Below are 23,759 nucleotides of genomic sequence, written 5' to 3' on the forward strand. Positions count from 1 at the left end.
TCGACGGATCAACGTGCCGGCGCGCCGAGCGTGCGCGGACCGGACGGGGTTTCGAACTGCGCGACGAGCGCGGGCGAGAGGGCTTCCTCCACGGCGATCAGATGCGCCGCGCCGAGCCATTGAAGCTGCTCGCGCGCCACTTGCGCCTGAGGGTGAAAGCCGGAGAGCGACGTGAGCGCGATACCGGTGTCGGCCAGCCCCTGCGAGGGGTGATGCGCCGTGTCCCACTGGATGAGCGAGGGCAGAATGCCATCGCCCGCGCCTTGCCAGGCCGGGAGCGCGCCGTCCTGCGGCACGGTGAGTTGCCACGAGAAGTCGCCGCGCGTCATCGGCACGAGTTCAGGAATGCGCTGCGGGTACTGCTCGCGCCAGCGCGCGAGGTTTTTCGGCGGATCGACGCGGGCGACCCAGTGCGACAGGTACGGACCCTGTTCGAGGCGCGCCTGCACGGCGGGATCGTCGAGCGCGAAGAGGCGCGCGCGGGCGTTCGCGTCGCTTTTTGCAGCGGGATCGATCGAGATGACTTCCAGATATACGCCGCCCCACAGCCCGAGCAAACGGTTGTGCGTGCGCATGAGCGGGTGCGCGCCGCCGCCCGCGGGCGCGACGCCGAGCGTGTCGCTCACGTATTGCACGCCTTCTTCCAGCGTGCGCGCGGCAACGACAAGGTGATCGAGGCGAAGCGGCGAGGCGTTCATGTCAGGACGGGGCGAGGGGTGATCTCGGGGCCGGAAGGAAGAGGGGAGAAGCGCGCGCCGAAACAGTGTGCCGACGCCTCTACCGAATCCTTACCGGTACGCATGCGATCAAATGTACCGGTATGGCTGCGGACAGTAACGGTACAATCGGCCCGATAGTGCTCTGTACAGTTCGAGTTCAGGGAGTCCTCATGTCCTCCGTCCCGCTAGACCAGATCCCCGCCCCGCACGATGCGGCCACGCTCACGCTCGTCGACCAGCTCGTGCAGTGGGGCCGCCGCCGCATCGAGGAGCGCGTGTTCCGCCCTGGCATGCGCATGCCGTCCATCCGCAAGCTCGCGCTCGACAAGGGCGTGTCGCGTTTTACCGTGGTCGAGGCGTACGAGCGTCTGGTCGCGCAGGGCTACCTCGACTCGCGGCGCGGTTCCGGTTTCTACGTGCGCGAGCGGCTGGCGCTCGTGGCGGGCGGCGAACGCACGCCGGTTACAGCGGGCGCCTCGGCGCGCGCGGAAGGCGCGACGACGGCCGCCGCGCCCGCGCCGTCCACCATCGACGTGGTCTGGCTGCTGCGCAACATGCTTCACACCTCGACGCGGCCGGAAAAAGGGCCGGGTCTGGGCTATCTGCCTGCGCGCTGGCTGGACGGCGAGCTGCTGACTGGCGCGATGCGCTCGCTCGGCCGCCAGAGCGGCACGCAGCTGCTCGGCTTCGGGTCGCCGCAAGGCTTTCTGCCGCTGCGCCAGCAACTCCAGACGCGCATGGCGGAGCTCGAGATCGGCGCCACGCCCGACCAGATCGTGCTCGTTTCGGGCATCACCCAGGCGATCGACCTGCTCGCGCGCATCTACGTGCAGCCCGGCGACACGGTGATCGTGGGCGACCCCGCGTGGTTCCAGATGTTCGGACGCTTCGCCTCGCAGGGCGCGCGGCTCGTGGGCATGCCGTACACGCCCGAAGGGCCGGACCTCGACGCGCTCGAAGCGCTGGTCGAAACCTGGCGCCCGAAGATGCTTGTCATCAACTCCGTGCTGCAAAACCCCACCGGCACCTCGCTGACCGCCGCGCAGGCGTTCCGCATTCTGCGGCTGGCCGAACAGTACGACTTCATCGTCGTCGAAGACGATATTTACGGCGACCTTTGCCCGGCGGGCTATCCGGCCACGCGCCTCGCGAGCCTCGACCAGTTGCGCCGCGTGATCTACCTCGGCAGCTTTTCGAAGACGCTCGCGCCGAACCTGCGCGTGGGCTATATCGCGAGCGCGCTCGATGTGACCCAGGCCGTGGCGGACCAGAAGATGCTCGTCGGCATGACGAGCCCCGAGCTCAATGAGCGCGTGCTCTATCGCGTGCTCACGGAAGGCCATTACCGGCGTCACGTCGAGCGCCTGCGCGGGCGGCTGGACGGCGTGCGCGACAAGTCCGCGCGCATGCTGGAGCGCGCCGGCTTGCGCCTCTTCGCAGCGCCGGGCGCAGGCATGTTCCTGTGGGCGGACACCGGCGTCGACGCGGACGCGCTCACCGCGGCGGGCCACGAAGCGGGCTTCCTGCTCACGCCGGGGAGCCTTTTCTCGCCGCACCAGTCACCGACCACCTGGATGCGCTTCAACATCGCCAACTGCGGCGACCCGGCGCTGCCCGCGTTCCTCGCCGACTATCTCGAAGGCGTGGCCCGGCGCGGCGGGGGCGCGCAAGCGTGAATTCGCGGCCGGCGGCTCTTGAAACCGGCGCCGTCTGTCCCCAACTGCGCGTGCGGCGCGCCGCTGAGAACTCGCGGCCATCAATTTGTCAGACTAGAACTGCAACGAAAGAGGACTCCCGACCATGGCACAAGAAACCATGAGCTTCCAGGCAGAAGTGAAACAGCTTCTGCATCTGATGATCCATTCGCTGTACAGCAACAAGGAAATTTTCCTGCGCGAACTGATCTCGAACGCATCGGACGCGGCGGACAAGCTGCGCTTCGAGGCGATCGCGAACAGCGCGCTCTATGAAAACGATCCGAACCTGCGCATTCGCGTGGGCTTCGACAAAGAAGCGCGCACCATCACGATCGACGACAACGGCATCGGCATGAGCCATGACGAAGCCGTGTCGAACCTCGGTACGATTGCGCGCTCGGGCACGAAGGAATTCTTCGGCAAGCTTTCGGGCGACCAGCAGAAGGACGCCGCGCTCATCGGCCAGTTCGGCGTGGGCTTCTATTCGGGCTTCATCGTCGCGGACAAGATCACGGTGGAAAGCCGCCGCGCGGGGCTGTCGGCTGCCGAGGGCGTGCGCTGGACGAGCGCGGGCGAGGGCGAGTTCGCCGTCGAGACGATCGAGCGCGCGCAGCGCGGCACGACGATCACGCTGCATCTGCGCGAAGGCGAGGAAGAACTGCTTTCCGCGTGGAAGATCAAGTCGATCATCCAGAAGTATTCGGACCATGTCGGCCTGCCCATCGAGATGAAGAAGGAAGAATGGGACGCCGAAAAGAGCGAGATGGTCACGAAGGACGAGTACGAGACCATCAACCAGGCGAGCGCGCTGTGGACCCGTTCGAAGAGCGAGATCAGCGACGAGCAGTATCAGCAGTTCTATCAGCACCTCGCGCACGACCATCAGAATCCGCTCGCGTGGACGCATAACCGCGTGGAAGGCCGCAGCGAATACACGCAGCTGCTTTACGTGCCGTCGCATGCACCGTTCGATTTGTGGAACCGCGACCACAAGAGCGGGCTGAAGCTGTATGTGAAGCGCGTCTTCATCATGGACGACGCCGAGCAACTGTTGCCGAATTATCTGCGCTTCGTGAAGGGCGTGGTCGATTCGAGCGATCTGCCGCTCAACGTGTCGCGCGAAATCCTCCAGGAAAGCCGCGACGTCAAGGCGATTCGCGACGGCGTGACCAAGCGCGTGCTCTCGATGCTCGAAGAGATGGCCGGCGCTGTTACGGATGCCGAAGCAAGCGAAGAGGACAAGGCGAAGTACACGACGTTCTGGACCGAGTTCGGCCAGGTGCTCAAGGAAGGCATTGGCGAGGATCACGCCAATCGCGAGCGCGTGGCGAAGCTTGCGCGCTTTGCCTCCACGCACAACGACACGAACGAGCAGACCGTCTCGCTTGCCGACTACGTCGCGCGCATGAAGCCCGAGCAGACGAAGATCTACTACGTCACCGCCGACACGTGGCAGGCCGCGAAGAACAGCCCGCATCTCGAAGTGTTCCGCAAGAAGGGCGTGGAAGTGCTGCTGCTCACCGACCGTGTGGACGAATGGATGCTGTCGTTCCTGAACGAGTTCGACGGCAAGCCACTCGCGAGCGTGGCGCGTGGCGACCTCGACCTCGGCGCGCTCAACGACGAGGAAAAGCAGCAGCAGGAAAAGGTGAGCGAGGAACTCAAGCCGCTCGTCGAGCACATGAAGGAAGCGCTCAAGGACAAGGCCAAGGACGTGCGCCTCACGTTCCGCCTGACCGACTCGCCCTCGTGCCTCGTGGCCGACGAAGGCGACATGAGCGGCTATCTGCAGCGCATGCTGAAGGCGGCGGGGCAGCAGGCTCCGCAAATGCAGCCGATTCTCGAAGTGAACCCGGAGCACCCGCTCGTGAAGGCGCTGCGCACCGACAGCGCGGACTTTGGCGACTGGTGCAATCTGCTGTTCGATCAGGCGCTGCTGGCGGAAGGCGGCGCGCTGGAAGATCCGGCGAGTTTCGTGAAGCGCACGAATGCGTTGCTGATGGGGCGCGCTGGTTAAGGCCGAAGCCACAACCTCGGCTTTACATGACCGAGACCCCTTGCGGCTGCGCGCCGCAAGGGGTTTTTCTTTTGCTCGTCCAGTCCGCAGCGAACTGAAATCCTTGCGGCCTATAATGCGCGCCATGCCTCTTCGTTTCGATGCCGCTAACGCGCACTGGCGCGTCACGCCCTTGCCCGCCTTGAGCGCCGACCAGAAAGACTGCCTCACGCGCGGCGGTTCGCTCACGGCGCATTTGCGCACGCTCGGAGGCGTCGCGGTGCGCGTGACGCGCGAAGCCGTCGATATGCCGTGGTCCGACGAATGTGCAGCACTTGGCCTCGCACTGCGCGAGCGCGCGTGGGTGCGTGAGATCGTGCTCGAAGTCGACGGCGTGCCGTTCGTCGCCGCGCACAGCGTGACGCCGCTTGCCGCGAGTCAAGGCGTGTGGCAGGCCATGCGGCGCCTGCGCACGCGGCCGCTCGCGGAACTCCTTTATAGCGACAGCGGCGTGGCTCGCTCGGCGCTCGTGAGCCGGCGCGTGAGCGCCCGGCATCCGCTTTACGCTCTCGCGGCTCGCGAGATCGCGGTTGAGCCGGTGCATTCGCCGCATGCGTTCGTCGCGCGCCGCTCGGTGTTCGAGCGCGCGGGCGCGCCGCTGCTCGTGACCGAATGCATGCTGCCCGCGCTATGGGCGCGACTCGCGAGCGGCCCGCTCACGCAGGAAGCCGGTGTGCATCTCGGTCGTGAACGTGGACCGCTCGATCACACGGCCTCGCGCGCGCATCACGCGCCGCGTTGAACGTGCTGCACTACGTGCCATGACCTTCAAGCGCTGCTTCGATCCCGTCGTCGACGCGCGTACGCGCGTGCTCATACTCGGCAGTCTGCCGGGCGAGGCGTCGCTGGCGCACCAGCAGTACTACGCGCACAAGCAGAACAGGTTCTGGCATCTGGTGGGCGAGGTGATCGGACGTGATCTGGTCGCCATGGACTATGCGGCGCGTCTCGAAACGCTGCTCGAAAACGGCTTTGGATTATGGGATGTCGTGGCTCAGGCTCGTCGCGTGGGAAGCCTCGATAGCCGGATACGAGACCACGCCAGCAACGACCTCATCGCTCTCGTCGATACGTTGCCGAATCTGGCGACGATCGCTTTCAACGGCGCGACGGCAGCGAAGATCGGGATGAAAGCGCTTGGCGAGCACGGAGATCGATTTCGGCTTCTTGGTTTGCCCTCGAGCAGCCCTGCTCATGCTTCCGTTCCCTATGCCGACAAGCTGGCCATTTGGCGAAGGCTGCAGCCATCGGATTGAGGGCGATGGGGGGCGGCACAACGGATGGGGAGCGACCGCCTTTGCAACAACGCAGCGCTCAAGCCCCGCAAATGCGGGGCTTTCCTTCGATCAGCAACGTGGGGCCGCTGCTGACCCAACTGCGCCGTGCATGCAGTTATTTTTGCAGTTCGGGTGCCTTTGCCAGCGCCGACTGCAGTTTCGACACGGCATCGACCGTTGCAAGCTGCCCAGCCAGGCCGAGGTTGTGCTTGAATTCGCTGAACTCCGCGTGGCCGGTACCCGTTACGTCTTCGGTGGCCACGGTCTGACCGTCCGGGTCGGCCACGGTGCACGCCAGCGTGACGGAGAAGTCCGTGGGCGGCCACGTGAGCAGGCTCGGGGACGACGACGTCGTCTTGATCGTCGGCGTAATCACGTAGTCGAGATGCTTGGCCTGAATCGTTGCAGCGTCCGGCGCGCTCTTGAGCTTGGTCACATTCTTGAAGACGTGGCCGAGGCCGATGTACATCGGCAATTCAAGGTCGTGATACGGGTGATAGCTCACCTTGTCGCCGCCGCCGCCAGGTGTAATCACTTCTTTGGACAACTGATCATCCGTGATGACAAGGCCCACCGTCTTGTCGAGCGGGGCCGTGGAGAGGTCCGGAATCTTGTTTGCGTCGCCGGTCAGCGAAATTTCGTGCGCACAACCGGATAGTGCTGCGACTACGCCTGCGGTCGCGATCAATCGAATCAATGCCATTGTGTGAGTTCCCCGGGTTACGGTTATTAACGTTATTGAATTGCCTCAAGGAAGGCAGGGTCGGCGTATAGCTCGCCGAGCAGCTTCTGTACGGCGAGCGGATATTCTTCACGCGCCTTCGGTACTGCAATCATTGCGGCGAATGCCGAATCCCATTGCGTGTGCGCGGATTTGACCTGGTCGTAACGCACGGTGCCCGAGCGCATCACAACGAAACGCGCCGACAGTCTCGCGGCGCCGGTTGCAATGCCGACGTCGATGTCGTTTTCCAGCAGCGTCGCCTTGATTTCGACATCGCTTTGCGGGGAAAGCTTGCCGGCCAACTGCAGTTCCTTCGTCATCGCGTCGGCAAGATAGCCGCCAAACGAGCCGCCGACCGGCGATTTCATCGAATTGGCGCGCAAAGGAACCGGGTACGGATTCCTGGCATCCGTATGCGATTCGAATGCGCCGATTTTCGCGTGTGCGGTCGTGACGTTTTTGAGCGACTGAATGTTGTCGACGTCGGGGGAATAGGGCGGAGCGACCATTGAGCAAGCGCTCAATAGCAGAATCGGCGCGAGTATGCCGACTGCGCGAACGGTGTTGGGCATATTATTTTATTCACCTCGTGATTGTTGAATCGGCGAACACAAAGGACCCGCAACGCTATGCCATCCGGTGCGCGTACGGCGACGGTGAGCGCAAGGTCCTGTCTGGTGTGTGCCGCTTTGGCCTTCGCCCAGAATATCGGCGCAGGACTGCGAATCTTGAGCAGTCCGCAGATCAGGTACTGGGCCGGGGCCGTAGTGGCTCATAGTGGCTGCCAGTGGCTGGCTTATGAGCGCTGCCGCACACAAGCGTAAGCGCGCTGCAATCCGGCGGCGCTAACATGGCCCAGCGCACGCCGAGGTGCGCGCCCATGCAGACGGGACACGAGACCAAAATGAACAAGAAACGCCTGCTCCTGAGCGCTTTTCCCCTCATGCTCATGCTCGTGCTAGGCGCTTGCGCCTCCGACGACGTAACGCAGGTGGGCCCGCACGTGCGTCCCTCGCCGCAGCTGGTCATGACCCGCTGCCTCGCGGCGGTCGCGACGCCCGGATTCGCGCCGCCCACGGAAGCCAGCCTCGACTCGTGGCAATGGAAGCGCTACGTGAACTGCAAGCTCGGCGGCAACATGCGCATCAATCCAAGGAAAGTGCCGCTGGACGCGGAAGCGATTGTGTCGATCCGCGCCGCGTCGGACGGCTCCATCGTCTCCGTGACACTGCTGCGTTCGAGCGGCAATGACGACCTTGATGAGGCCGTCGAGCGCGGGATTGCCGCCGCCTCTCCTTTGCCGCCGGTGCCGCGCGCGCTGCACATCGCGCGCATCGACATGCATTTCCATCCCATACGGGTCGATCCGCTGGCTTTGCAGCCGGGGCAGCCCGGAATCGATAGCGCCCACAGCCACGAGGGGAGTGCAGGCGATAGCCACTGACTCGCAGCGCGCGCGCACGGCGCGCGAAGCGGCCGCGAAATCAGGCCCGAAGCGCCACGAATGCTATGCTCTCGGTCGCCCGGGCGGATGCCCCTGAATTTGCGACCCCACAGCAAGCGATTTTCCACATGACGACTCTCATCAAGCGCGCCTCCGCCGAGGCCCGCGCATTCAAGCAAACCGGCAACGCGACGCAGGCGAGCGAGACCGCGGACAACACCGCGAAGGTCACCAGGCGCCCGCGCCGCGCAGCGGCAGCCGCCGCCGCCGACCTCGACAACGCCCCGGTCATCGAAGCGCCGCGCAAGCCGCGTTTCGCGCCGGTCACGTTCTCGGAAGAGAGCGGTGTGCGCTATCTGCACTTCGGCACGGAATGGGTGCAAGGCGCGATGCGGCTTTCGAAGCCGCTGCACATCGAACTCGAATACGCGCAGCAGATGATGGCCTGGCTGCTCTTTATCGCCACGCCCGAGCGCATCGTGCAACTGGGTCTGGGCGCGGCTGCGCTCACCAAGTTCGCGCACCGCTATCTGCGTCCCGCGAAGGTCGAGGCGATCGAACTGAATCCGGCGGTCGTGGTGGCCGCGCGCACGATGTTCGAGCTGCCGTACGACGACGCGCGCCTCACCGTGCGCGAACTCGACGCTTGGGACTTCGTGCAGGACCGCGCCAATCACGGCACGATCGGCGCGCTGCAGATCGACGTGTACGACGCGACCGCGCGCGGCCCGGTGCTCGACAGCGTGGCGTTCTACCGTGCCGTGCGCGCGTGTTTGACCGACGCCGGCGTCGCGACGATCAACCTGTTCGGCGACCACCCGAGCTTCGTGCGCAACATGAAGCGTCTGAACGAAGCCTTCGAAGGCCGTGTGATCGCGCTGCCCGAAGTGCACGAAGGCAATCGCGTGGCGCTCGCCTTCTCGGGCCCGGCGCTCGAAGTCACGTACGAGGCGCTCGAAAAGCGTGCGCGCCTGCTCGAGAGCAAGCTCGGCCTGCCGGCGCACCAGTGGGTGAAGGCGCTGCGCGAGTCGAGCGGCCAGAACGGCGCGACGTTCTCGATCTGATCCGCGCGAACGGCGGCAACGCCGTTTCAGCACAGAAAACCGGCCTCAGGGCCGGTTTTTTTTCGCCCGCGCATCGCATGGGTGAACAATTTTCTGGATCTGGCGCAAGCCGTTGGCTCTTGACAACGTCCTCGAAATTCGGGTCCGCCCTGCTTGACCGTGCGGCGTGGCCTCGATACTCTTTTCAGCGCTTTCGGGGACCTTGCGGGCTATCCGTCTGTGAGGCCATCGGCCGCTCTACGCCAGACGGGCCGGACGGCGGACCGCGAACAGAGCAACGCCGCATAACTACATAAGCAACGAGGAGACGTCATGGCTCACGACGCCGACGCCGGAAAATCAAGCAAGCATTGGCTGTGGCTGCTGCTGCTGCCCTGGATCGCGATGATCTGGGTGCCGTCATACAACAAGATCGAGCCCACTCTGTGGGACTTCCCGTTTTTCTACTGGTATCAGCTTCTCTGGGTGCTGATTAGCGCTGCCATTACCGCGCTCGTCTACTTCAAGACGAAGACCCGCAAGGGCGATGCAGGGGGCGCGCAATGAACGTTACAGCAACGATTGTCTTTATTCTGTTCTTCCTCGGCGTCACGGTTCTCGGCTTCGTCGCCGCGCACTGGCGCAAGGGCGACCTCGCGCATCTCGAAGAGTGGGGCCTCGGCGGCCGCCGCTTCGGCACGATCGTCACATGGTTCCTGCTCGGCGGCGACCTCTACACCGCTTACACCTTCGTCGCCGTGCCGGCGCTCGTGTTTGGTGCGGGCGCAACGGGTTTCTTCGCGCTGCCGTACACGATCCTGATCTATCCGTTCGCGTTCGTCGTGTTCCCGAAGCTCTGGGCCGTCGCGAAGCGCCATCAATACGTCACCTCGGCCGACTTCGTGAGCGCGCGCTACGGCAGCCGCATGCTCGCGCTTGCCATCGCCGTGACGGGTATCGTCGCGACCATGCCGTATATCGCGCTGCAGCTGGTGGGTATCGAAGTGGTGATCGGCGCGCTCGGCTTCGACACGACCGGCTTCGTCGGCGACCTGCCGCTCATCATCGCGTTCGCGATTCTCGCCGCGTACACGTACACCTCGGGCCTGCGCGCGCCGGCCATGATCGCGGTGGTGAAGGACATCCTCATCTACATCACGATCATCGTCGCGATCATCGTGATTCCCGCGCAGATGGGCGGCTTCGGCCACATCTTCGGCGCGGTGCCGCCGGCCAAGCTGCTGCTCAAGTCGCCGGATGCCACGAGTTTGAACGGCTATAGCGCGTACGCGACACTCGCGGTGGGTTCGGCGCTCGCGCTGTTCCTGTACCCGCACTCGGTCACGGCGATTCTGTCGTCGTCGTCGGGCAACACCATCCGCCGCAACATGGCGATGCTGCCCGCGTACTCGCTGGTGCTCGGTCTGCTCGCGCTGCTCGGCTACATGGCGCTTGCCGCGGGCGTGAAGGACATGCCTGAATTCGCACCGTACTTCAAGGCCTTCGGTCCGAACTTCGCGGTGCCGGCGCTGTTCCTGCACTTCTTCCCGTCGTGGTTCGTGGGCGTGGCGTTTGCCGCCATCGGTATCGGCGCGCTGGTGCCCGCGGCGATCATGTCGATTGCAGCGGCCAACCTGTACACGCGCAACATCCACAAGGAGTTCATCAACCGCAACATGAATCACGAGCAGGAGACCAACATTGCCAAGCTGGTCTCGCTGATCGTGAAGGTCGGCGCGGTGGCGTTCATCCTGGGGCTGCCGCTCACGTACGCGATCCAGCTGCAGCTGCTTGGCGGCATCTGGATCATTCAGACGCTGCCCGCCATCGTGCTCGGTCTCTACACGCGCATGCTCGACTACCGCGGCCTGCTGGTCGGCTGGGCAGTCGGCATCGGCACCGGCACGTGGATGGCCATTTCGCTCAAGCTCGCAGGCTCGATCTTCACGATCCACCTGTTCGGCATGGCGATTCCGGGCTACGCCGCGGTGTGGTCGCTGATCGTGAACCTCGTGGTCTCGATCGTCGTGTCGGCGCTCGTGCATCTGGTTGGCATGCAGAAGAGCCAGGACCGCACGCGTCCGGAAGACTATCTCGACGTCGTCGAGGGCTGATCCGCTCAGCTGATTCGCTTAGGACAGTCCGGCCCGGCGCATGCCGCCGGGCCGGACTTGCCGAAAATGCCCGCAACACTTAGTTGCGGGCATTTGTTCTTCTGGTGCACGATGGCGGCTGTTCCGGCTCTCGTCCAGCCCGCGCCATGGCCCCATCCGAAACCGAATCCCGCTCGCGGTCCGCGCACAGCGGCGCACGCCGCCTGGGCCCGCCGCGCCGCCGGTCGCGCCTTGCGCGCATGTGGCGTGCGCTGACGTCGCCGTACTACCGCTACCGCAACGCCAAACTAATACACAGCGTGCGCGTGGGCCTCGCGATGCTCGCCTCGATTCTCGCGACCTCGGGCATCGATATTCCGCACGGCATTTGGGCGTCGGTTACGCTGCTCGTCGTCATTGGCGGGCTGCAGCATCAAGGCAACATCCGCAAGAAGGCCGCCGAGCGTGCGCTCGGCACGATGCTGGGCGCCGTGATCGGGCTCGTGCTCATCGTCGTGCAGGCCATCACGGGCTCCGTGCCGCTCACCTACGTGCTGATGTCGCTCGTTGCCGCCGTGTGCGGGTACTACGCCATTGGCAAGCCGGGCTACGTCGCGCTGCTTGCCGCCATCACCATGTGCATCGTCGCGGGGCACGGCGACAACCTCATCGACACGGGCCTCTGGCGTACGCTCAATGTGATTCTCGGCATCGTCATCGCGCTCGTGTTTTCGTTCGCCTTGCCGCTGCACGCCACGTATTCGTGGCGCTACAGCCTCGCCGACAATCTGCGCGAATGCGCGCGCGTGTATGCGCAGGTGGCGAGCGGCGTGCACGTCGATGCCGACGAGCAGGTGCAGACGTTCATGCGCCTGAACGCTCGGCTCGTGCAACTGCGCGCGCTGATGCCTTCCGTGGCCAAGGAAATCGATGTGCCGCTCGCGCGGCTCGAGCAGGTGCAGCGTCTGCATCGCTCGCTGCTGAGTGCGCTGGAAATGCTCTGCACAGGCACGGGCAGCTACGAGCAGTCGCTCGTGCGCGAGGCGTTCGCAGAGCGCAGCGAAACCGTGCGCAGGGCGCTGCTCGCCACGGCGCGGGCGCTGCGGTTTGGCGGCGGACGCCACCCGGAGGCGGCGCAGCAGGCGCTGCGCACGGTTGCGACACAAGTCGATGGAAGTGGCGACGGCGATACGGCAGGCGAGGCTGTCGACGAAGGACCGCCAGCGCCGCCGCAGGGTTGCCCCGAGCCGCAGATGCAGGGGCCGTACTGGCTCAGCCTGCGTGTGGAGGAGCAGGTGGAGCGCCTGCGCGCGCTCCTGCTCGAGACCGAGCCGCGCTGGAACATCGAGCGCGCCGCGACGCACCGCATGGTGTGACGCCGGGCGCGCAGCGGTTGCTGTGGCGGTAGATCAGGCCGCTTGCTCGTGCGGCGCCGAGACCATCCACGGCACGCCGAACTTGTCGGTCAGCATGCCGAAGCCAGGCGACCAGAAGGTCTTCGCAAACGGCATCGTGACCGTGCCGCCTTTGGCCAGCGCGTTGAAGTAACGCTCGGCCGTGGCGATGTCGGGGCCGGTTAGCGAGACGCCGAAGCCGAGGAACTTGTCGTTCTGCGTCATGCAGCCGCCGTCGGACACCATGATTTGCGCGTCGCCGATCTGGAGCGTCGCGTGCATGATCTTTTCGGCGAATTCGGGCGCCATCGGGCGGGCGGGGTCCGGCGGCGCTTCCTTGAAGCGCATCTTGATCACTTCCTTCGCGCCGAGCGCTTCGCCATAGAATGCGATCGCTTCGTCGCACGTGCCGGGGTAAAAGAGATAGGGCTGGATTTGCATCGTCGGTTTCCTTGCGGACGGGACGTTGGCCGGCCTGTTTTCGTGCGCGGGTAGGCACGGGGCCGGATCATGCGGCGGGTTGCGCCGCTGCCCTGATTCTAGGCGCGCGCCGGGGCTCTACCGAGCGATGTGTCGTCAGGGTTTGCGAGAGCGCAGACAGGAACGGACGTTGCTCGCCGTGCGCAAAAGAAAAGGCCGCACATGCGGCATGTGCGGCCCTTGATCATCGATCGCTCGATGCGCTCCGCATGGAGCGCCGGCGCGTTACTTCGCGCGCAGTTCCTCGATCATCTTTTCGAGCTTGATCGCATCGGCGGCGAATGCGCGGATGCCTTCCGCCAGCTTCTCCGTCGCCATGGCGTCTTCGTTGAGCTGGAAGCGGAACGACGGCTCGTCCACGGCCACACGCTCGATCTTCGCGTCCTTGAACGCTTCCGGCGACAGCTTGCGCTCGACCTTCTCGGTGCTGTCCTGGAGCTTTTGCAGCAGGTCCGGGCTGATGGTGAGCAGGTCGCAGCCGGCCAGTTCGACGATCTGGCTCGTGTTGCGGAAGCTCGCGCCCATCACTTCGGTCTTGTGGCCGAACTTCTTGTAGTACGCGTAGATCTTGCGCACCGACTGCACGCCCGGGTCGTTCGCGCCGCCGTCCTTGGCGTCGTCCCAGTCTGCGCCCTTGGCCTTCTTGTACCAGTCGTAGATGCGGCCCACGAACGGCGAGATGAGCTGCGCGCCGGCCTCGGCGCACGCGGCGGCTTGCGCGAGCGAGAAGAGCAGCGTCATGTTGCAGTGGATGCCGTCCTTTTGCAGCACTTCGGCGGCGCGAATGCCTTCCCAGGTGGAGGCGAGCTTGATCAGCACGCGCTCGCGGCCGATGCCGGCCTGCTTGTACAGGTCGATGATGTGGTGGGCCTTGTCGATCGACTTTTTCGTGTCGAACGAGAGGCGCGCATCGACTTCGGTCGAGACGCGGCCCGGAATGATCTTGAGGATTTCGGTGCCGAACGCGATCAGCAGATGGTCGATGATCGACTCGAGCGATTCGCTCGCGTGATCGCGCACGGTTTTTTCGAGCAGCGGACGGTACTCGGCTTTCTGGACCGCCTTGAGGATCAGCGACGGGTTGGTCGTCGCGTCCTGCGGCTTGTACTGCACGAATTGCTGGAAGTCGCCCGTATCGGCGACGACGGTGGTGTACTGCTTGAGCTGGTCGAGTGCGGTAGTCATGTCAGGCCTTGTGGGCGCGTGCGCGCCTGCATCGGTGAGAGTTGAACGGCCGGTGCGCTTCAGGCGTGAACCTGGGGCGCGCCGGGCGGAACGCGAAAAGGCGCTGCGCCGTTGCGGCCCGGCGCGCGAGTCGGCGGGCGGCCGCGCGGGCAGGCGGATCAGGCGCATTGGCCGCGCGTCTGGGCGCGGCTTACTTGACCATTTTATGGCGGAAACGCCTGGCGTTGCGTTTTCACGCGCGCCGCGCGTTCAGCACGAACTGCGTGATCACGCCCGCCACGAGCCCCCAGAACGCCGCGCCGATGGAAAGCAACGTGAGCCCGGATGCCGTCACCATGAAGGTGATGAGCGCAGCTTCACGCTCTTTGGGGTTCTGCATGGCGTTGGTGAGGCCGCTCATGATCGAGCCGAACAGCGCGAGCGCCGCGATCGAGACCACGAGCGCCTGCGGGAATGCCGCGAACAGCGCCGCGATGGTCGCGCCGAAGGTGCCGGCGATCAGATAGAAAATGCCGCACCACACGGCTGCCATATAGCGCTTCGTGCGGTCTTCGTGGGCGTGCGGGCCGGTGCAGATCGCCGCGGTAATGGCGGCGAGATTCACGCCGTGCGAACCGAACGGCGCGAGCACGAGCGAGGCGAGGCCCGTGGTCGCGATGAGCGGCGAGGAGGGCGCGGCCGTGTGGTCGTAGCCGTCGGCGCGCAGCACGGCGATGCCGGGCACGTTCTGCGAGGCCATCGCCACGACGAAAAGCGGAATGCCGATGCTCACCACCGCCGTGAGCGAGAACGCCGGCATCGTGAACACGGGCTTGGCCACTGCCACGCGGAAATGGCTGAAGTCGAGCAGACCGAGCACGGCGGCGGCGGCGATGCCGATCACGAGCGTCGCGACGATCGCATAGCGCGGCACGACGCGTTTCACGATCAGGTAGCCGAAGAACATCGTGAGCACGAGCGGCGTCTGCACCTGCGCGGCGTGGAAGATCTCGATGCCGATCTCGAACAGGATGCCCGCCAGCAGCGCCGCCGCGATGCCCGCGGGAATGCGCTTCATGAGGGTGTCGAACCAGCCGGTGAGACCCACGGCCGTGAGCAGCACGGCGCACACGATATAGGCGCCGATCGCCTCGGCATACGGCACATGCGGCAGCGAGCTGATGAGGAGCGCCGCGCCGGGCGTGGACCACGCGACCACGATGGGCGCGCGAAACCACAGCGACAGGCCGATGGTCGTCAACGCCATGCCGATGGAAAGCGCCCAGATCCACGAGGAAATCTGCGCATCGGAAAGATGCGCGGCCTGACCGGCCTGGAACATCAGCACGAGCGAGCTGGTGTAGCCGGTCATCATCGCGACGAAGCCGGCCACGATCGTGGCGACCGAGGTATCGGCGAAGGGCCGCAGCGGGCCTGGCCTGAACGTCGCGGGCAGCTCAGGGGAGGAGGGGGCGGTCATGCGGGTGGTCTCCAGATTTTGCGTAGGTATGACGGCATCGGGCGGCGCGGCCTGGTGGAACACTCAGGCACGCGCCGCCTCGAAAAAGCGGAAAAGGGCGGGAGTGCGGGCGCCTATTTGTTCAGCACGCGCATGGCCGTTTCGAGCCCGGCGACGGTGAGCGGATACATGCGGTGGCCGAGAATCTCGCGGATGATCGACACCGACTGGCGGTACTCCCATAGTCGCTCGGGCTCGGGGTTGAGCCAGGCGAAATGGGGGAACTGGTCGGCGAGTCGGCGCAGCCACACGGCGCCCGCTTCGGGGTTGTTGTATTCGACCGAGCCGCCCGGCTGCAGCACCTCGTACGGGCTCATGGTGGCGTCGCCCACGAAGATCAGCTTGTAGTCGGGCGTGAACTTGTGCAGCAGGTCCCACGTGGGCGTGCGCTCGGCGTGGCGGCGGCGATTGTTCTTCCACAGGTAGTCGTACACGCAGTTGTGGAAGTAGTAGAACTCCAGGTGCTTGAATTCGGCTTTTGCCGCCGAAAACAGCTCTTCCGTGCGCTTGATGTGATCGTCCATCGAACCGCCCACGTCGAGCAGCATCAGCACTTTCACGTTGTTGTGGCGCTCCGGCACCATCTTGAGATCGAGCCAGCCCGCGTTCGCGGCGGTGCTGCGGATCGTGTCGCCGAGGTCCAGTTCTTCGGCGGCGCCTTCGCGCGCGAAGCGGCGCAGACGGCGCAGCGCGACCTTGATGTTGCGTGTGCCGATTTCGACCTGGTCGTCGTAGTCGCGATAGGCGCGCGCGTCCCACACTTTCACGGCGCTGCGCTGGCCGCCTTCGCCGCCAATGCGGATGCCCTCGGGGTTGTAGCCGCCGTGGCCGAAGGGCGAGGTGCCGCCCGTGCCGATCCACTTGCTGCCGCCCTCGTGGCGCTCCTTCTGTTCCTCGAAGAGCTCCTTCAGGCGCTCCATGAGCTTGTCGAGCCCGCCCATGGCTTCGATCTGCGCGCGCTGCTCGGGCGTGAAGTCGCGCTCCAGACGCTTCTTGAGCCAGTCTTCGGGAATCTCGAAGGCGAGTTCGGACTTCTTCTCGATGCCGCGGAAATACGCGCCGAACGCCTGATCGAAGCGATCGAAGTATTGCTCGTCTTTCACGAGCGTCATGCGCGCGAGGTAGTAGAAGTCGTCGAGCGAGGGCGCGATCACGCGCGCCTTGAGCGCTTCGACGAGCGTGAGGTACTCCTTCACGGAAACCGGCAGCTTCGCGTCGCGCAGCGTGTAGAAGAAGTCGATCAGCATGCGGTGTCTCCGGCTTGCTCGCGCGGGGTCCTGGTCAACGGTTGTGGCGGTTCATGTAGATGAGGCGCTCGAACAGCGTCATGTCCTGCTCGTTCTTGAGCAGCGCGCCAGCAAGCGGCGGCATGGACTTCGAGCCGTCGGCCGCGCGCAGCGCCGAGGGCGGAATCTCTTCCGCGAGCAGGAGCTTGAGCCAGTCGAGCAGTTCGGACGTGGACGGCTTTTTCTTCAGGCCCGCGACGTTGCGCAGTTCGAAGAAGCTTTCCATCGCCGCGTTGAGCAGTTCCTTGCGGATGCCCGGATAGTGCACCTCGACGATGCGCTGCATCGTGGCCGGATCGGGAAAGCTGATGTAGTGGAAGAAACAGCGGCGCAGGAAAGCGTCCGGCAGCTCCTTCTCGTTGTTCGACGTGATGATGACGAGCGGACGCTGCTTCGCCTTGATAAGCTGGCGCGTCTCGTAGACGTAGAACTCCATGCGGTCGAGTTCGCGCAACAGGTCGTTCGGGAACTCGATGTCGGCCTTGTCGATTTCGTCGATCAGCAGCACGCTTTGCTCTTCCGACTCGAACGCCTGCCACAACACGCCTTTCACGATGTAGTTGGCGATGTCCTTCACGCGTTCGTCACCGAGTTGCGAGTCGCGCAGGCGCGAGACCGCGTCGTACTCGTAGAGCCCTTGCTGCGCCTTTGTCGTGGACTTGATGTGCCACTGCATGAGCGGCATACCCAGCGCCGCGGCCACCTCTTCGGCCAGCATGGTCTTGCCCGTGCCGGGCTCGCCCTTGATGAGCAGGGGGCGCTTGAGCGTAATCGCGGCGTTGACCGCGAGTTTGAGGTCGTCGGTGGCGACGTACTGCGATGAGCCTTCGAAACGCGTGGCGCGCATGGAGAATCCGCTCGCTGGGAAAAAAATCCCAGTATAAGTCAGATGGGGTGTTGCGTCGGCGCGCCACCGCGTATCATTGGGTCCGCTCTTTGGGGCACGGTCACGCAGGCTCCCAGGCGTGCGCGGCGAGTCCGTTGTGCGTGCCAGGGTTCCTCCGGGTTGCTTGCCGGCGAGCCGGCGCGACACGGCGCTGGGTGGCCGCTGCGAGCCCATCGCGGGCACGCAGCGTGACCCCGCCAGGCGCTCCGAGCCCCGCCAGGCGTGGCGCGGCCGGTGGACGGCCGGCGCGGCGTCGCGGTATACTCGGACCGATTTTTTTCGGCCTGCACGGCGACCCCAAAAGTAAAACAGCAGTAATGCGGCGCAGGCCGTGGCCTGCGGTTCGGGCGTTCGAATCCCCTCAAGCCAGGTTGGATGCTATGAAAAAAATTGTCGGCAAGCACGTCATCACGGGCGCAATCACCATGCTGGCGTGCTTCGCGGTCACGGCTCACGCGGACGTCGTGGGCAACGCGAAGGCGGGTCAGGACAAGGTGGCGATGTGTATCGGCTGTCATGGTATTCCCGACTACCGCACCGCGTACCCCGAGGTTTACCACGTGCCCATTCTGGGCGGCCAGAACGCGCAGTACATCATGAACGCGTTGCTCGCCTACAAGAAGGGCGACCGCCACTTCGAGACGATGCACGCGATCGCGTCCTCGCTCACCGAACAGGACATCGCCGACATCGCGGCCTACTATGCGTCGCAAACGGCCGCGTCGAAAGACAATCCGAATAAATAACCGGCAGGTGGAGAATCCATGAACAAGCCCTACACGGCTATGCCTTCGTTTGCCGGTGCAACCATCAAGCTTGCGGGCGGCGCTTTTGCACTGGCCGCCGCGCTCGCGCTCAGTCCCGCGCACGCGGCCGACGTCTCCAACGGCAAGGCCCTCGCCGACAGCCACAATTGCGCGGCCTGTCACGGCCCGGGCCTGAACAAACCCGTGAGCCCCGAATATCCGAAGCTCGCCGGCCAGCATGCCGACTACATCTACTGGGCGCTGCGCCAGTACCAGATGGGCACGGGCAATCCGCACCTCGGCCGCAACAACCCGATCATGCAGGCGCAGGTGCAGAGCCTTTCGCAGAGCGACATGAAGGATATCGCCGCGTATATCGAATCGCTCGGCGGCGATCTGGTCAACAAGAAGTAAGCGTGAGAGCGGCGCGCCATGCGTGCCGCATCATGCGAAACACCCCGCGAGGGCCTCGTTTTCGGCGAGGCGTTCGCGGGGTGTTTTTATTCGGCTTCGTTGGCTTCAGTCGCGCTTCGTTCGTTCTCAATCGCGTGAAGCGCGGCGCTCGATGCGCATGAGATAGGCGTCCGTATCGGGCGGCGTGTTCGTGCGCTGCGCTTCCCAGATCGTTTCGCCGAGGCATTCCATGATCGCGTGCTGCGCGTCGTGCGTGGAGCCCATGCGTGCGGCGAGCCGGTCGTGCGCCGCGCGGATGCCGGGCGGCTGATCGATCGACAGCTGCTCGCTGATCGCGAGGTGCATCGACAGATGCAGGAACGGATTGCTCTGGCCGCGCTCGGGCGAGTAGTCCTGCGCGGCGGCCGCATCGGCGTCGGCGAGTTCGGCGTGATACTCGGGGTGCTCGACGATCCAGTCGGCGGCGATCGCCTCCAGCGGCGTGAGGATTTCGCCTGCGCGCTGCTTGCGCCAGGTCTCGGTGAAGAAGCGGCGGACTTCGTCGCGGCTGGGATTGAACATCTTGAGTCGATCGAATAGGGGATGCGGCGTCGTGCGACGCCTGGAGCGCTCATTTTACGCCCGGGCGCTCGCGCTCGCGCTCGCTCAGAGCTCCGGCGGCGGCGTTTTCGGCTTGAACTCGCACAGCGGCTCGATCACGCAATGCCAGCATTCGGGGCGGCGCGCCTTGCACACATAGCGCCCGTGCAGGATGAGCCAGTGATGCGCGTCCTGGAGGAACTCGGGCGGCGTGAATTTTTCGAGTGCGGTTTCGACGGCGCGCACGTCCTTGCCGGGCGCGAGCCCCGTTCGGTTCGCAACCCGAAAGATATGCGTGTCGACGGCAATGGTCGGGTGGCCGAACGCCGTGTTGAGCACGACGTTCGCGGTTTTGCGTCCCACGCCGGGCAGGGCTTCGAGCGCCTCGCGCGTTGGCGGCACCTCGCTGCCGTATTGCTCGATGAGAATGCGGCAGGTCGCAATGACGTTTTTGGCCTTGGTGCGATACAGGCCGATCGTCTTGATGTAGTCGGCGACGCCTTCTTCGCCGAGCGCAAGCACCGTTTCCGGCGTGTTGGCGACCGGAAACATCCGGCGCATGGCTTTGTTCACCGAAACGTCGGTGGCCTGCGCGGAGAGCATCACGGCGATCAGGAGTTCGAACGGCGTGCTGAACTCCAGCTCGGTAGTCGGATGCGGATTGAGGCTTTGCAGCGTTTCGTAGATGGCGCGGCGCTTGGTGGCGTTCATGCTCGTTGTGCGTGGGGCCTTTTGGCTTGCGGTGTGTTAGCGCGCGGGCTTGTCGTCGTCGGGTGCCGAATCGGATGCATCCGATGCATTCGACTCGATACCGATACGCTTGCGGCGCGCCTCGGCAGCGTCGATCTGCGCCTGCACGTCGGCGCTCACGTGCTCGACGTTGCGCGGTCCCACACCCTGTTCGGCCAGTTCCGCCTTCTTGCGGCGCGCGCGTTCGAGCGCCGCCTGAATGATCGCTTTCTTCTTCGCTTCGGCGTCGTCGGCGGTGGGGCTTGCGGCTTGCGTAGCGGCGTCTTGCTGCGCCTGGGGTTGAGGCGCGCTCGTGGCCGCGCGGCGTGCTGCGGCGCGCGCTTCGGCCGCATTGCGTTCGGCGGCCTGGCGTGCTGCGCGCCGGTCATGCCGCACGCGGGCTTCGTCGGCCTGCTGTTGCGTCCATGCGTCCCAACCGGTCGCTGCACCCGTAACGGGAATCATTGCGATGCAGTCGACCGGGCAGGGCGCGACGCACAGGTCGCAGCCCGTGCACTGATCCTTGACGATGGTGTGCATCTGCTTGGGCGCGCCCACGATCGCGTCGACGGGGCAGGCCTGCATGCACAGCGTGCAGCCGATGCACAGTTGTTCGTCGATGAACGCCACGGGACGTGGACGTTCCACACCGTTGTCCGGATTGATCGGGATGACGGGTTTGCCGAGCAGTTTCGCGAGGCGCTCAACGCCTTCCAGGCCGCCGGGCGGACACTGGTTGTAGTTGGCGATGCCGGCGGCGACGGCTTCGGCATAGGGCCGGCAGCCGTCATAGCCGCACTTCGTGCATTGGGTCTGGGGCAGCAGATCTTCGATGCGATCTGCGAGTGTTTTGGGATCGTTCACGTTCGCTACATCGGGGCGGGGCGGGCGGTGGCGTGACCTTGGGCGCGCAGTTCCGCGTACACGGCCATGCGCAGGGTTACGCAGCAGGCCTGACAGGGCGCACACGCACAGCGCCAAAGCTTGCATTATCGCCGATTTCCCGCATTGCCATCGGCGGGCCATGTGCCATAATCAAAGCGCTTAATGCGAAGCGCTTTGCGGTTGAGGGGGAATCAGTAGACGTAAAGCGCGACGCACGAAGCAACAGGGGGAAGAACGATGTCGGCTCGCAACGACATCAAACAAACAAGAAGGAACGCAAGACCGTAGGTCGGAGGGTGTCTGTCCATTAACCTGGCGCGCCCCGCACAACGTTTGTCGATCCCAGGGCTAGGAGAGGCCCGGCGTGGTACTGCCCGACAACGTAAACCGGACAACGCGGCTTAACGAGATCCTGCCACCATGAATCAGCCAAAAATCAAAAGAGATCCTGAAGGCACCCGCCGCCGCATTCTGCTCGCCGCGGCGGAAGAATTCGCCAATGGCGGCCTGTTCGGCGCACGCGTCGACCAGATCGCGCGGCGCGCGGAAACCAATGAGCGCATGCTCTATTACTACTTCGGCAGCAAAGAGCAACTGTTCACGGCAGTCCTCGAACACGCCTTCGGCGCGCTCAACGAAGCCGAGCGCGCGCTCGATCTCGCGGGGCTCGCACCCGTCGAGGCGATCACGCGGCTCGCGCATTTCGTGTGGGACTACTATCGCGACAATCCCGAACTGCTGCGGCTCGTGAACAATGAGAATCTGCACGAGGCGCGCTATATGCAGAAGTCCACACGAATTCGCGAGATGATCTCGCCGATCGTGGCGACGCTCGGCTCGATCCTCACGCGCGGCGAATCGGCGGGGTTGTTCCGCCCGAGCATCGACCCATTGCGGCTCTATGTGACGCTCTCGGGCATGGGCTACTACATCGTATCGAACCGCTATACGCTCAACGCCACGCTCGGTCGCGACTTCAGCACGGCTGCCGAGCGCGCGGAAATCATTCAGCTCAACACGGAAATGCTGCTCGCGTATCTCATGCGTAAGTAGCGCACTGCAAGCGCGCGAGATCGTTTCACGCTCCACAAACGCCGCGCGCCGTCCTGGGACGGCGCGCGGATTGTGCTGCTGGCGTGTACTGCTTGCGCTCGCGTGGAGCGCGAGTCTGTGTCAGGCGACAGCGCCTTGTGCGGAGCGGCCACGGGCAGGCGTTTCTTTGCCCGAGTGGGCGGCGCCCTGCTGGTGTTGACGGATGAAGTCGCGCAGTTGCGGATAGATGATCGTGCGCCAGCGGCGGCCCGAGAAGATGCCGTAGTGGCCGCACTTCTCGGCGGTCAGATGATGCCGGTTCGTCTCGGGAATGCCCGTGCACAGATCGTGCGCGGCGCGCGTTTGGCCCGCGCCCGAAATGTCGTCGAGCTCGCCTTCGATCGTGAAGAGCGCCGTGTCGCGAATGTCCTGCGGGCGCACGCGTTCGCCGGCCACGTCCCACGTGCCTTCAGCGAGGCTGAAATCCTGGAACACGGTGCGGATGGTCTCGAGATAATACTCGGCGGCCATGTCGAGCACCGCGTTGTATTCGTCGTAGAACTGACGATGGGCTTCGGCGTCCTCTTCGTCGCCGCGCAGCAGGCTCTTGTAGAAGTCCCAATGCGCCGTGGTGTGACGGCCCGGATTCATCGCGACGAAACCCGCGTGCTGCAGGAAGCCCGGATACACCTCGCGCCCTTCGCCCGGATAGTTCGCCGGCACGGTATGGATCACGTTGTTCGCAAACCAGTCGAGCGAGTGTTCGGTGGCGAGCGAGTTGACGGCGGTGGGGCTGCGGCGCGCGTCGATCGGGCCGCCCATCATCGTCATCGTGAGCGGGGTGTCTTCGCCGCGGCTCGCCATGAGCGAGATGGCCGCGAGCACGGGCACCGTGGGCTGGCAAACGGACAGCACATGCAGATTCTTCGCGCCGATATGGCGGATGAATTCCTGGATGTACGCCACGTAGTCGTCGAGATGGAACGCGCCGGCTTCGAGCGGCACCATGCGCGCGTCGATCCAGTCGGTGATGTACACCTTGTGGTCCTGCAGCAGCGTGCGCACGGTGTCGCGCAGTAGCGTGGAGTGGTGACCCGACAGCGGCGCGCACACGAGCACGCTGGGCTCGTCCTTGAGCGCGGCCACGGCGCCGGTGTCGTCGGCGTAGCGCTTGAAGCGCAGCAGGCGGCAGAACGGCTTTTCGATGATGGTCTGCTCGACGATCGGAATATTGAAGCCGTCCTTCACGATCTGGCGAATGTTGAACTCGGGCTTCTCGTAGTCCTTGCCAAGGCGATAGAGCAGTTCGTAGCCTGCGGCGAAGCGCGTGGCGCCCGGCACGAGTGAAAACGGGCTCGTCGGATTCGAGAACGATTTCGAGGCGGCCTGGGCCCAGGCGGTCAGCGGGCTCAACAACGCACGCTGGAATTCACGGATTTGATAGAGCATGGGCGCTCCGGCATCTTCAAGGAGCGGTTCGCACCCGGGTCGCGCGCGGGTGAGGCGCGGAACAGATGCGGGCCGGCAAGGTTGGTCGGTCAGTCAGGTTGTTTATCGGCCGCCGCCCGGAGGGCTTTAGCGCGGGCGGTACT

24 protein-coding genes are annotated in these 23,759 nt (G+C 64.8%); 12 read left to right on the forward strand and 12 right to left on the reverse strand.

The window, feature by feature from the left end:
* Positions 1–8 precede the first annotated feature (8 nt).
* The gene (locus FAZ97_RS04075; protein ID WP_158757306.1) at positions 9–698 is read right to left on the reverse strand and encodes a VOC family protein; all 690 of its coding nucleotides are present in this window, start codon (positions 696–698) and stop codon (positions 9–11) included.
* 191 nt (positions 699–889) lie between these two features.
* Between FAZ97_RS04075 and FAZ97_RS04080 the strand changes: the two genes are divergently transcribed.
* From FAZ97_RS04080 to FAZ97_RS04095, 4 genes are all read left to right on the forward strand, one after another.
* Positions 890–2,395 (forward strand): aminotransferase-like domain-containing protein, encoded by a 1,506-nt coding sequence (locus FAZ97_RS04080; RefSeq protein ID WP_158757307.1) that lies wholly within the window; start codon positions 890–892, stop codon positions 2,393–2,395.
* Between the two features lie 124 nt (positions 2,396–2,519).
* A complete protein-coding gene (gene htpG, locus FAZ97_RS04085; protein ID WP_158757308.1) occupies positions 2,520–4,433 on the forward strand; it encodes a molecular chaperone HtpG in 1,914 nt (637 codons plus the stop codon).
* 124 nt (positions 4,434–4,557) lie between these two features.
* The gene (locus tag FAZ97_RS04090; RefSeq protein WP_158757309.1) at positions 4,558–5,214 is read left to right on the forward strand and encodes a chorismate--pyruvate lyase family protein; all 657 of its coding nucleotides are present in this window, start codon (positions 4,558–4,560) and stop codon (positions 5,212–5,214) included.
* Positions 5,215–5,233: 19 nt separating this feature from the next.
* Positions 5,234–5,728: a DNA-deoxyinosine glycosylase gene (locus FAZ97_RS04095; protein ID WP_158757310.1), complete on the forward strand. Its 495-nt coding sequence runs from the start codon at positions 5,234–5,236 to the stop codon at positions 5,726–5,728.
* Positions 5,729–5,864: 136 nt separating this feature from the next.
* On the opposite strand, the gene FAZ97_RS04100 is transcribed toward FAZ97_RS04095, so the two are convergent.
* Positions 5,865–6,452, reverse strand: a complete 588-nt coding sequence (locus FAZ97_RS04100) for a hypothetical protein (protein ID WP_158757311.1) — start codon at positions 6,450–6,452, stop codon at positions 5,865–5,867.
* Positions 6,453–6,484: 32 nt separating this feature from the next.
* Positions 6,485–6,982 (reverse strand): hypothetical protein, encoded by a 498-nt coding sequence (locus FAZ97_RS04105; protein WP_233271629.1) that lies wholly within the window; start codon positions 6,980–6,982, stop codon positions 6,485–6,487.
* A gap of 395 nt (positions 6,983–7,377) precedes the next feature.
* Here FAZ97_RS04105 and FAZ97_RS04110 point away from each other — a divergent pair, with 395 nt between their 5' ends.
* The 5 genes from FAZ97_RS04110 to FAZ97_RS04130 all read left to right on the forward strand — a co-directional run bounded on the left by FAZ97_RS04110 (position 7,378) and on the right by FAZ97_RS04130 (position 12,429).
* Positions 7,378–7,917, forward strand: a complete 540-nt coding sequence (locus FAZ97_RS04110; RefSeq protein ID WP_158757313.1) for an energy transducer TonB — start codon at positions 7,378–7,380, stop codon at positions 7,915–7,917.
* Positions 7,918–8,045: 128 nt separating this feature from the next.
* Positions 8,046–8,981 carry a class I SAM-dependent methyltransferase gene (locus tag FAZ97_RS04115; protein ID WP_158757314.1) on the forward strand — a complete coding sequence of 312 codons (936 nt, stop codon included), beginning with the start codon at positions 8,046–8,048 and terminating at the stop codon, positions 8,979–8,981.
* Between the two features lie 312 nt (positions 8,982–9,293).
* Positions 9,294–9,527, forward strand: coding sequence for a DUF3311 domain-containing protein (locus FAZ97_RS04120; RefSeq protein WP_158757315.1), 234 nt, complete (start codon positions 9,294–9,296; stop codon positions 9,525–9,527).
* Positions 9,524–11,074, forward strand: coding sequence for a monocarboxylate uptake permease MctP (gene mctP / locus FAZ97_RS04125; RefSeq protein ID WP_158757316.1), 1,551 nt, complete (start codon positions 9,524–9,526; stop codon positions 11,072–11,074). The genes FAZ97_RS04120 and mctP overlap by 4 nt, the downstream gene beginning before the upstream one ends.
* A gap of 239 nt (positions 11,075–11,313) precedes the next feature.
* Positions 11,314–12,429: an FUSC family protein gene (locus FAZ97_RS04130; RefSeq protein ID WP_158757317.1), complete on the forward strand. Its 1,116-nt coding sequence runs from the start codon at positions 11,314–11,316 to the stop codon at positions 12,427–12,429.
* Positions 12,430–12,462: 33 nt separating this feature from the next.
* Here the strand turns inward: FAZ97_RS04130 and FAZ97_RS04135 are convergent, their stop codons facing one another.
* From FAZ97_RS04135 to FAZ97_RS04155, 5 genes are all read right to left on the reverse strand, one after another.
* Positions 12,463–12,888 (reverse strand): VOC family protein, encoded by a 426-nt coding sequence (locus FAZ97_RS04135; protein ID WP_158757318.1) that lies wholly within the window; start codon positions 12,886–12,888, stop codon positions 12,463–12,465.
* A 264-nt stretch (positions 12,889–13,152) separates the two neighbouring features.
* Positions 13,153–14,112 (reverse strand): transaldolase, encoded by a 960-nt coding sequence (gene tal, locus FAZ97_RS04140; protein ID WP_158757319.1) that lies wholly within the window; start codon positions 14,110–14,112, stop codon positions 13,153–13,155.
* Positions 14,113–14,344: 232 nt separating this feature from the next.
* Entirely contained in the window at positions 14,345–15,571 is a 1,227-nt protein-coding gene (locus tag FAZ97_RS04145; RefSeq protein WP_158757320.1) for a benzoate/H(+) symporter BenE family transporter, read from the reverse strand.
* Positions 15,572–15,684: 113 nt separating this feature from the next.
* Positions 15,685–16,857 (reverse strand): vWA domain-containing protein, encoded by a 1,173-nt coding sequence (locus FAZ97_RS04150; RefSeq protein ID WP_158757321.1) that lies wholly within the window; start codon positions 16,855–16,857, stop codon positions 15,685–15,687.
* 34 nt (positions 16,858–16,891) lie between these two features.
* Positions 16,892–17,743, reverse strand: a complete 852-nt coding sequence (locus FAZ97_RS04155) for an AAA family ATPase (protein WP_158757322.1) — start codon at positions 17,741–17,743, stop codon at positions 16,892–16,894.
* A gap of 419 nt (positions 17,744–18,162) precedes the next feature.
* On the opposite strand from FAZ97_RS04155, the gene FAZ97_RS04160 reads away from it, so the two are divergent.
* On the forward strand, positions 18,163–18,528 hold the full coding sequence (locus FAZ97_RS04160) for a c-type cytochrome (RefSeq protein WP_158757323.1): 366 nt from the start codon (positions 18,163–18,165) through the stop codon (positions 18,526–18,528).
* Between the two features lie 18 nt (positions 18,529–18,546).
* Positions 18,547–18,942, forward strand: coding sequence for a c-type cytochrome (locus tag FAZ97_RS04165; RefSeq protein ID WP_158757324.1), 396 nt, complete (start codon positions 18,547–18,549; stop codon positions 18,940–18,942).
* Between the two features lie 126 nt (positions 18,943–19,068).
* Here the strand turns inward: FAZ97_RS04165 and FAZ97_RS04170 are convergent, their stop codons facing one another.
* The 3 genes from FAZ97_RS04170 to rsxB form a co-directional block, all read right to left on the reverse strand.
* Positions 19,069–19,503 carry a DUF1841 family protein gene (locus tag FAZ97_RS04170; RefSeq protein WP_158757325.1) on the reverse strand — a complete coding sequence of 145 codons (435 nt, stop codon included), beginning with the start codon at positions 19,501–19,503 and terminating at the stop codon, positions 19,069–19,071.
* An 84-nt stretch (positions 19,504–19,587) separates the two neighbouring features.
* Positions 19,588–20,232 carry an endonuclease III gene (gene nth / locus FAZ97_RS04175; protein ID WP_158757326.1) on the reverse strand — a complete coding sequence of 215 codons (645 nt, stop codon included), beginning with the start codon at positions 20,230–20,232 and terminating at the stop codon, positions 19,588–19,590.
* 36 nt (positions 20,233–20,268) lie between these two features.
* A complete protein-coding gene (gene rsxB / locus FAZ97_RS04180) occupies positions 20,269–21,114 on the reverse strand; it encodes an electron transport complex subunit RsxB (protein WP_199272070.1) in 846 nt (281 codons plus the stop codon).
* A gap of 441 nt (positions 21,115–21,555) precedes the next feature.
* Here rsxB and FAZ97_RS04185 point away from each other — a divergent pair, with 441 nt between their 5' ends.
* Positions 21,556–22,188, forward strand: a complete 633-nt coding sequence (locus FAZ97_RS04185) for a TetR family transcriptional regulator (protein WP_158757328.1) — start codon at positions 21,556–21,558, stop codon at positions 22,186–22,188.
* A 120-nt stretch (positions 22,189–22,308) separates the two neighbouring features.
* Here FAZ97_RS04185 and FAZ97_RS04190 read toward each other — a convergent pair whose 3' ends face one another.
* Entirely contained in the window at positions 22,309–23,616 is a 1,308-nt protein-coding gene (locus FAZ97_RS04190; protein WP_158757329.1) for a polyhydroxyalkanoate depolymerase, read from the reverse strand.
* Positions 23,617–23,759 lie beyond the last annotated feature (143 nt).

It is taken from the genome of Paraburkholderia acidiphila, from assembly GCF_009789655.1.
Lineage (GTDB): Bacteria > Pseudomonadota > Gammaproteobacteria > Burkholderiales > Burkholderiaceae > Paraburkholderia > Paraburkholderia acidiphila.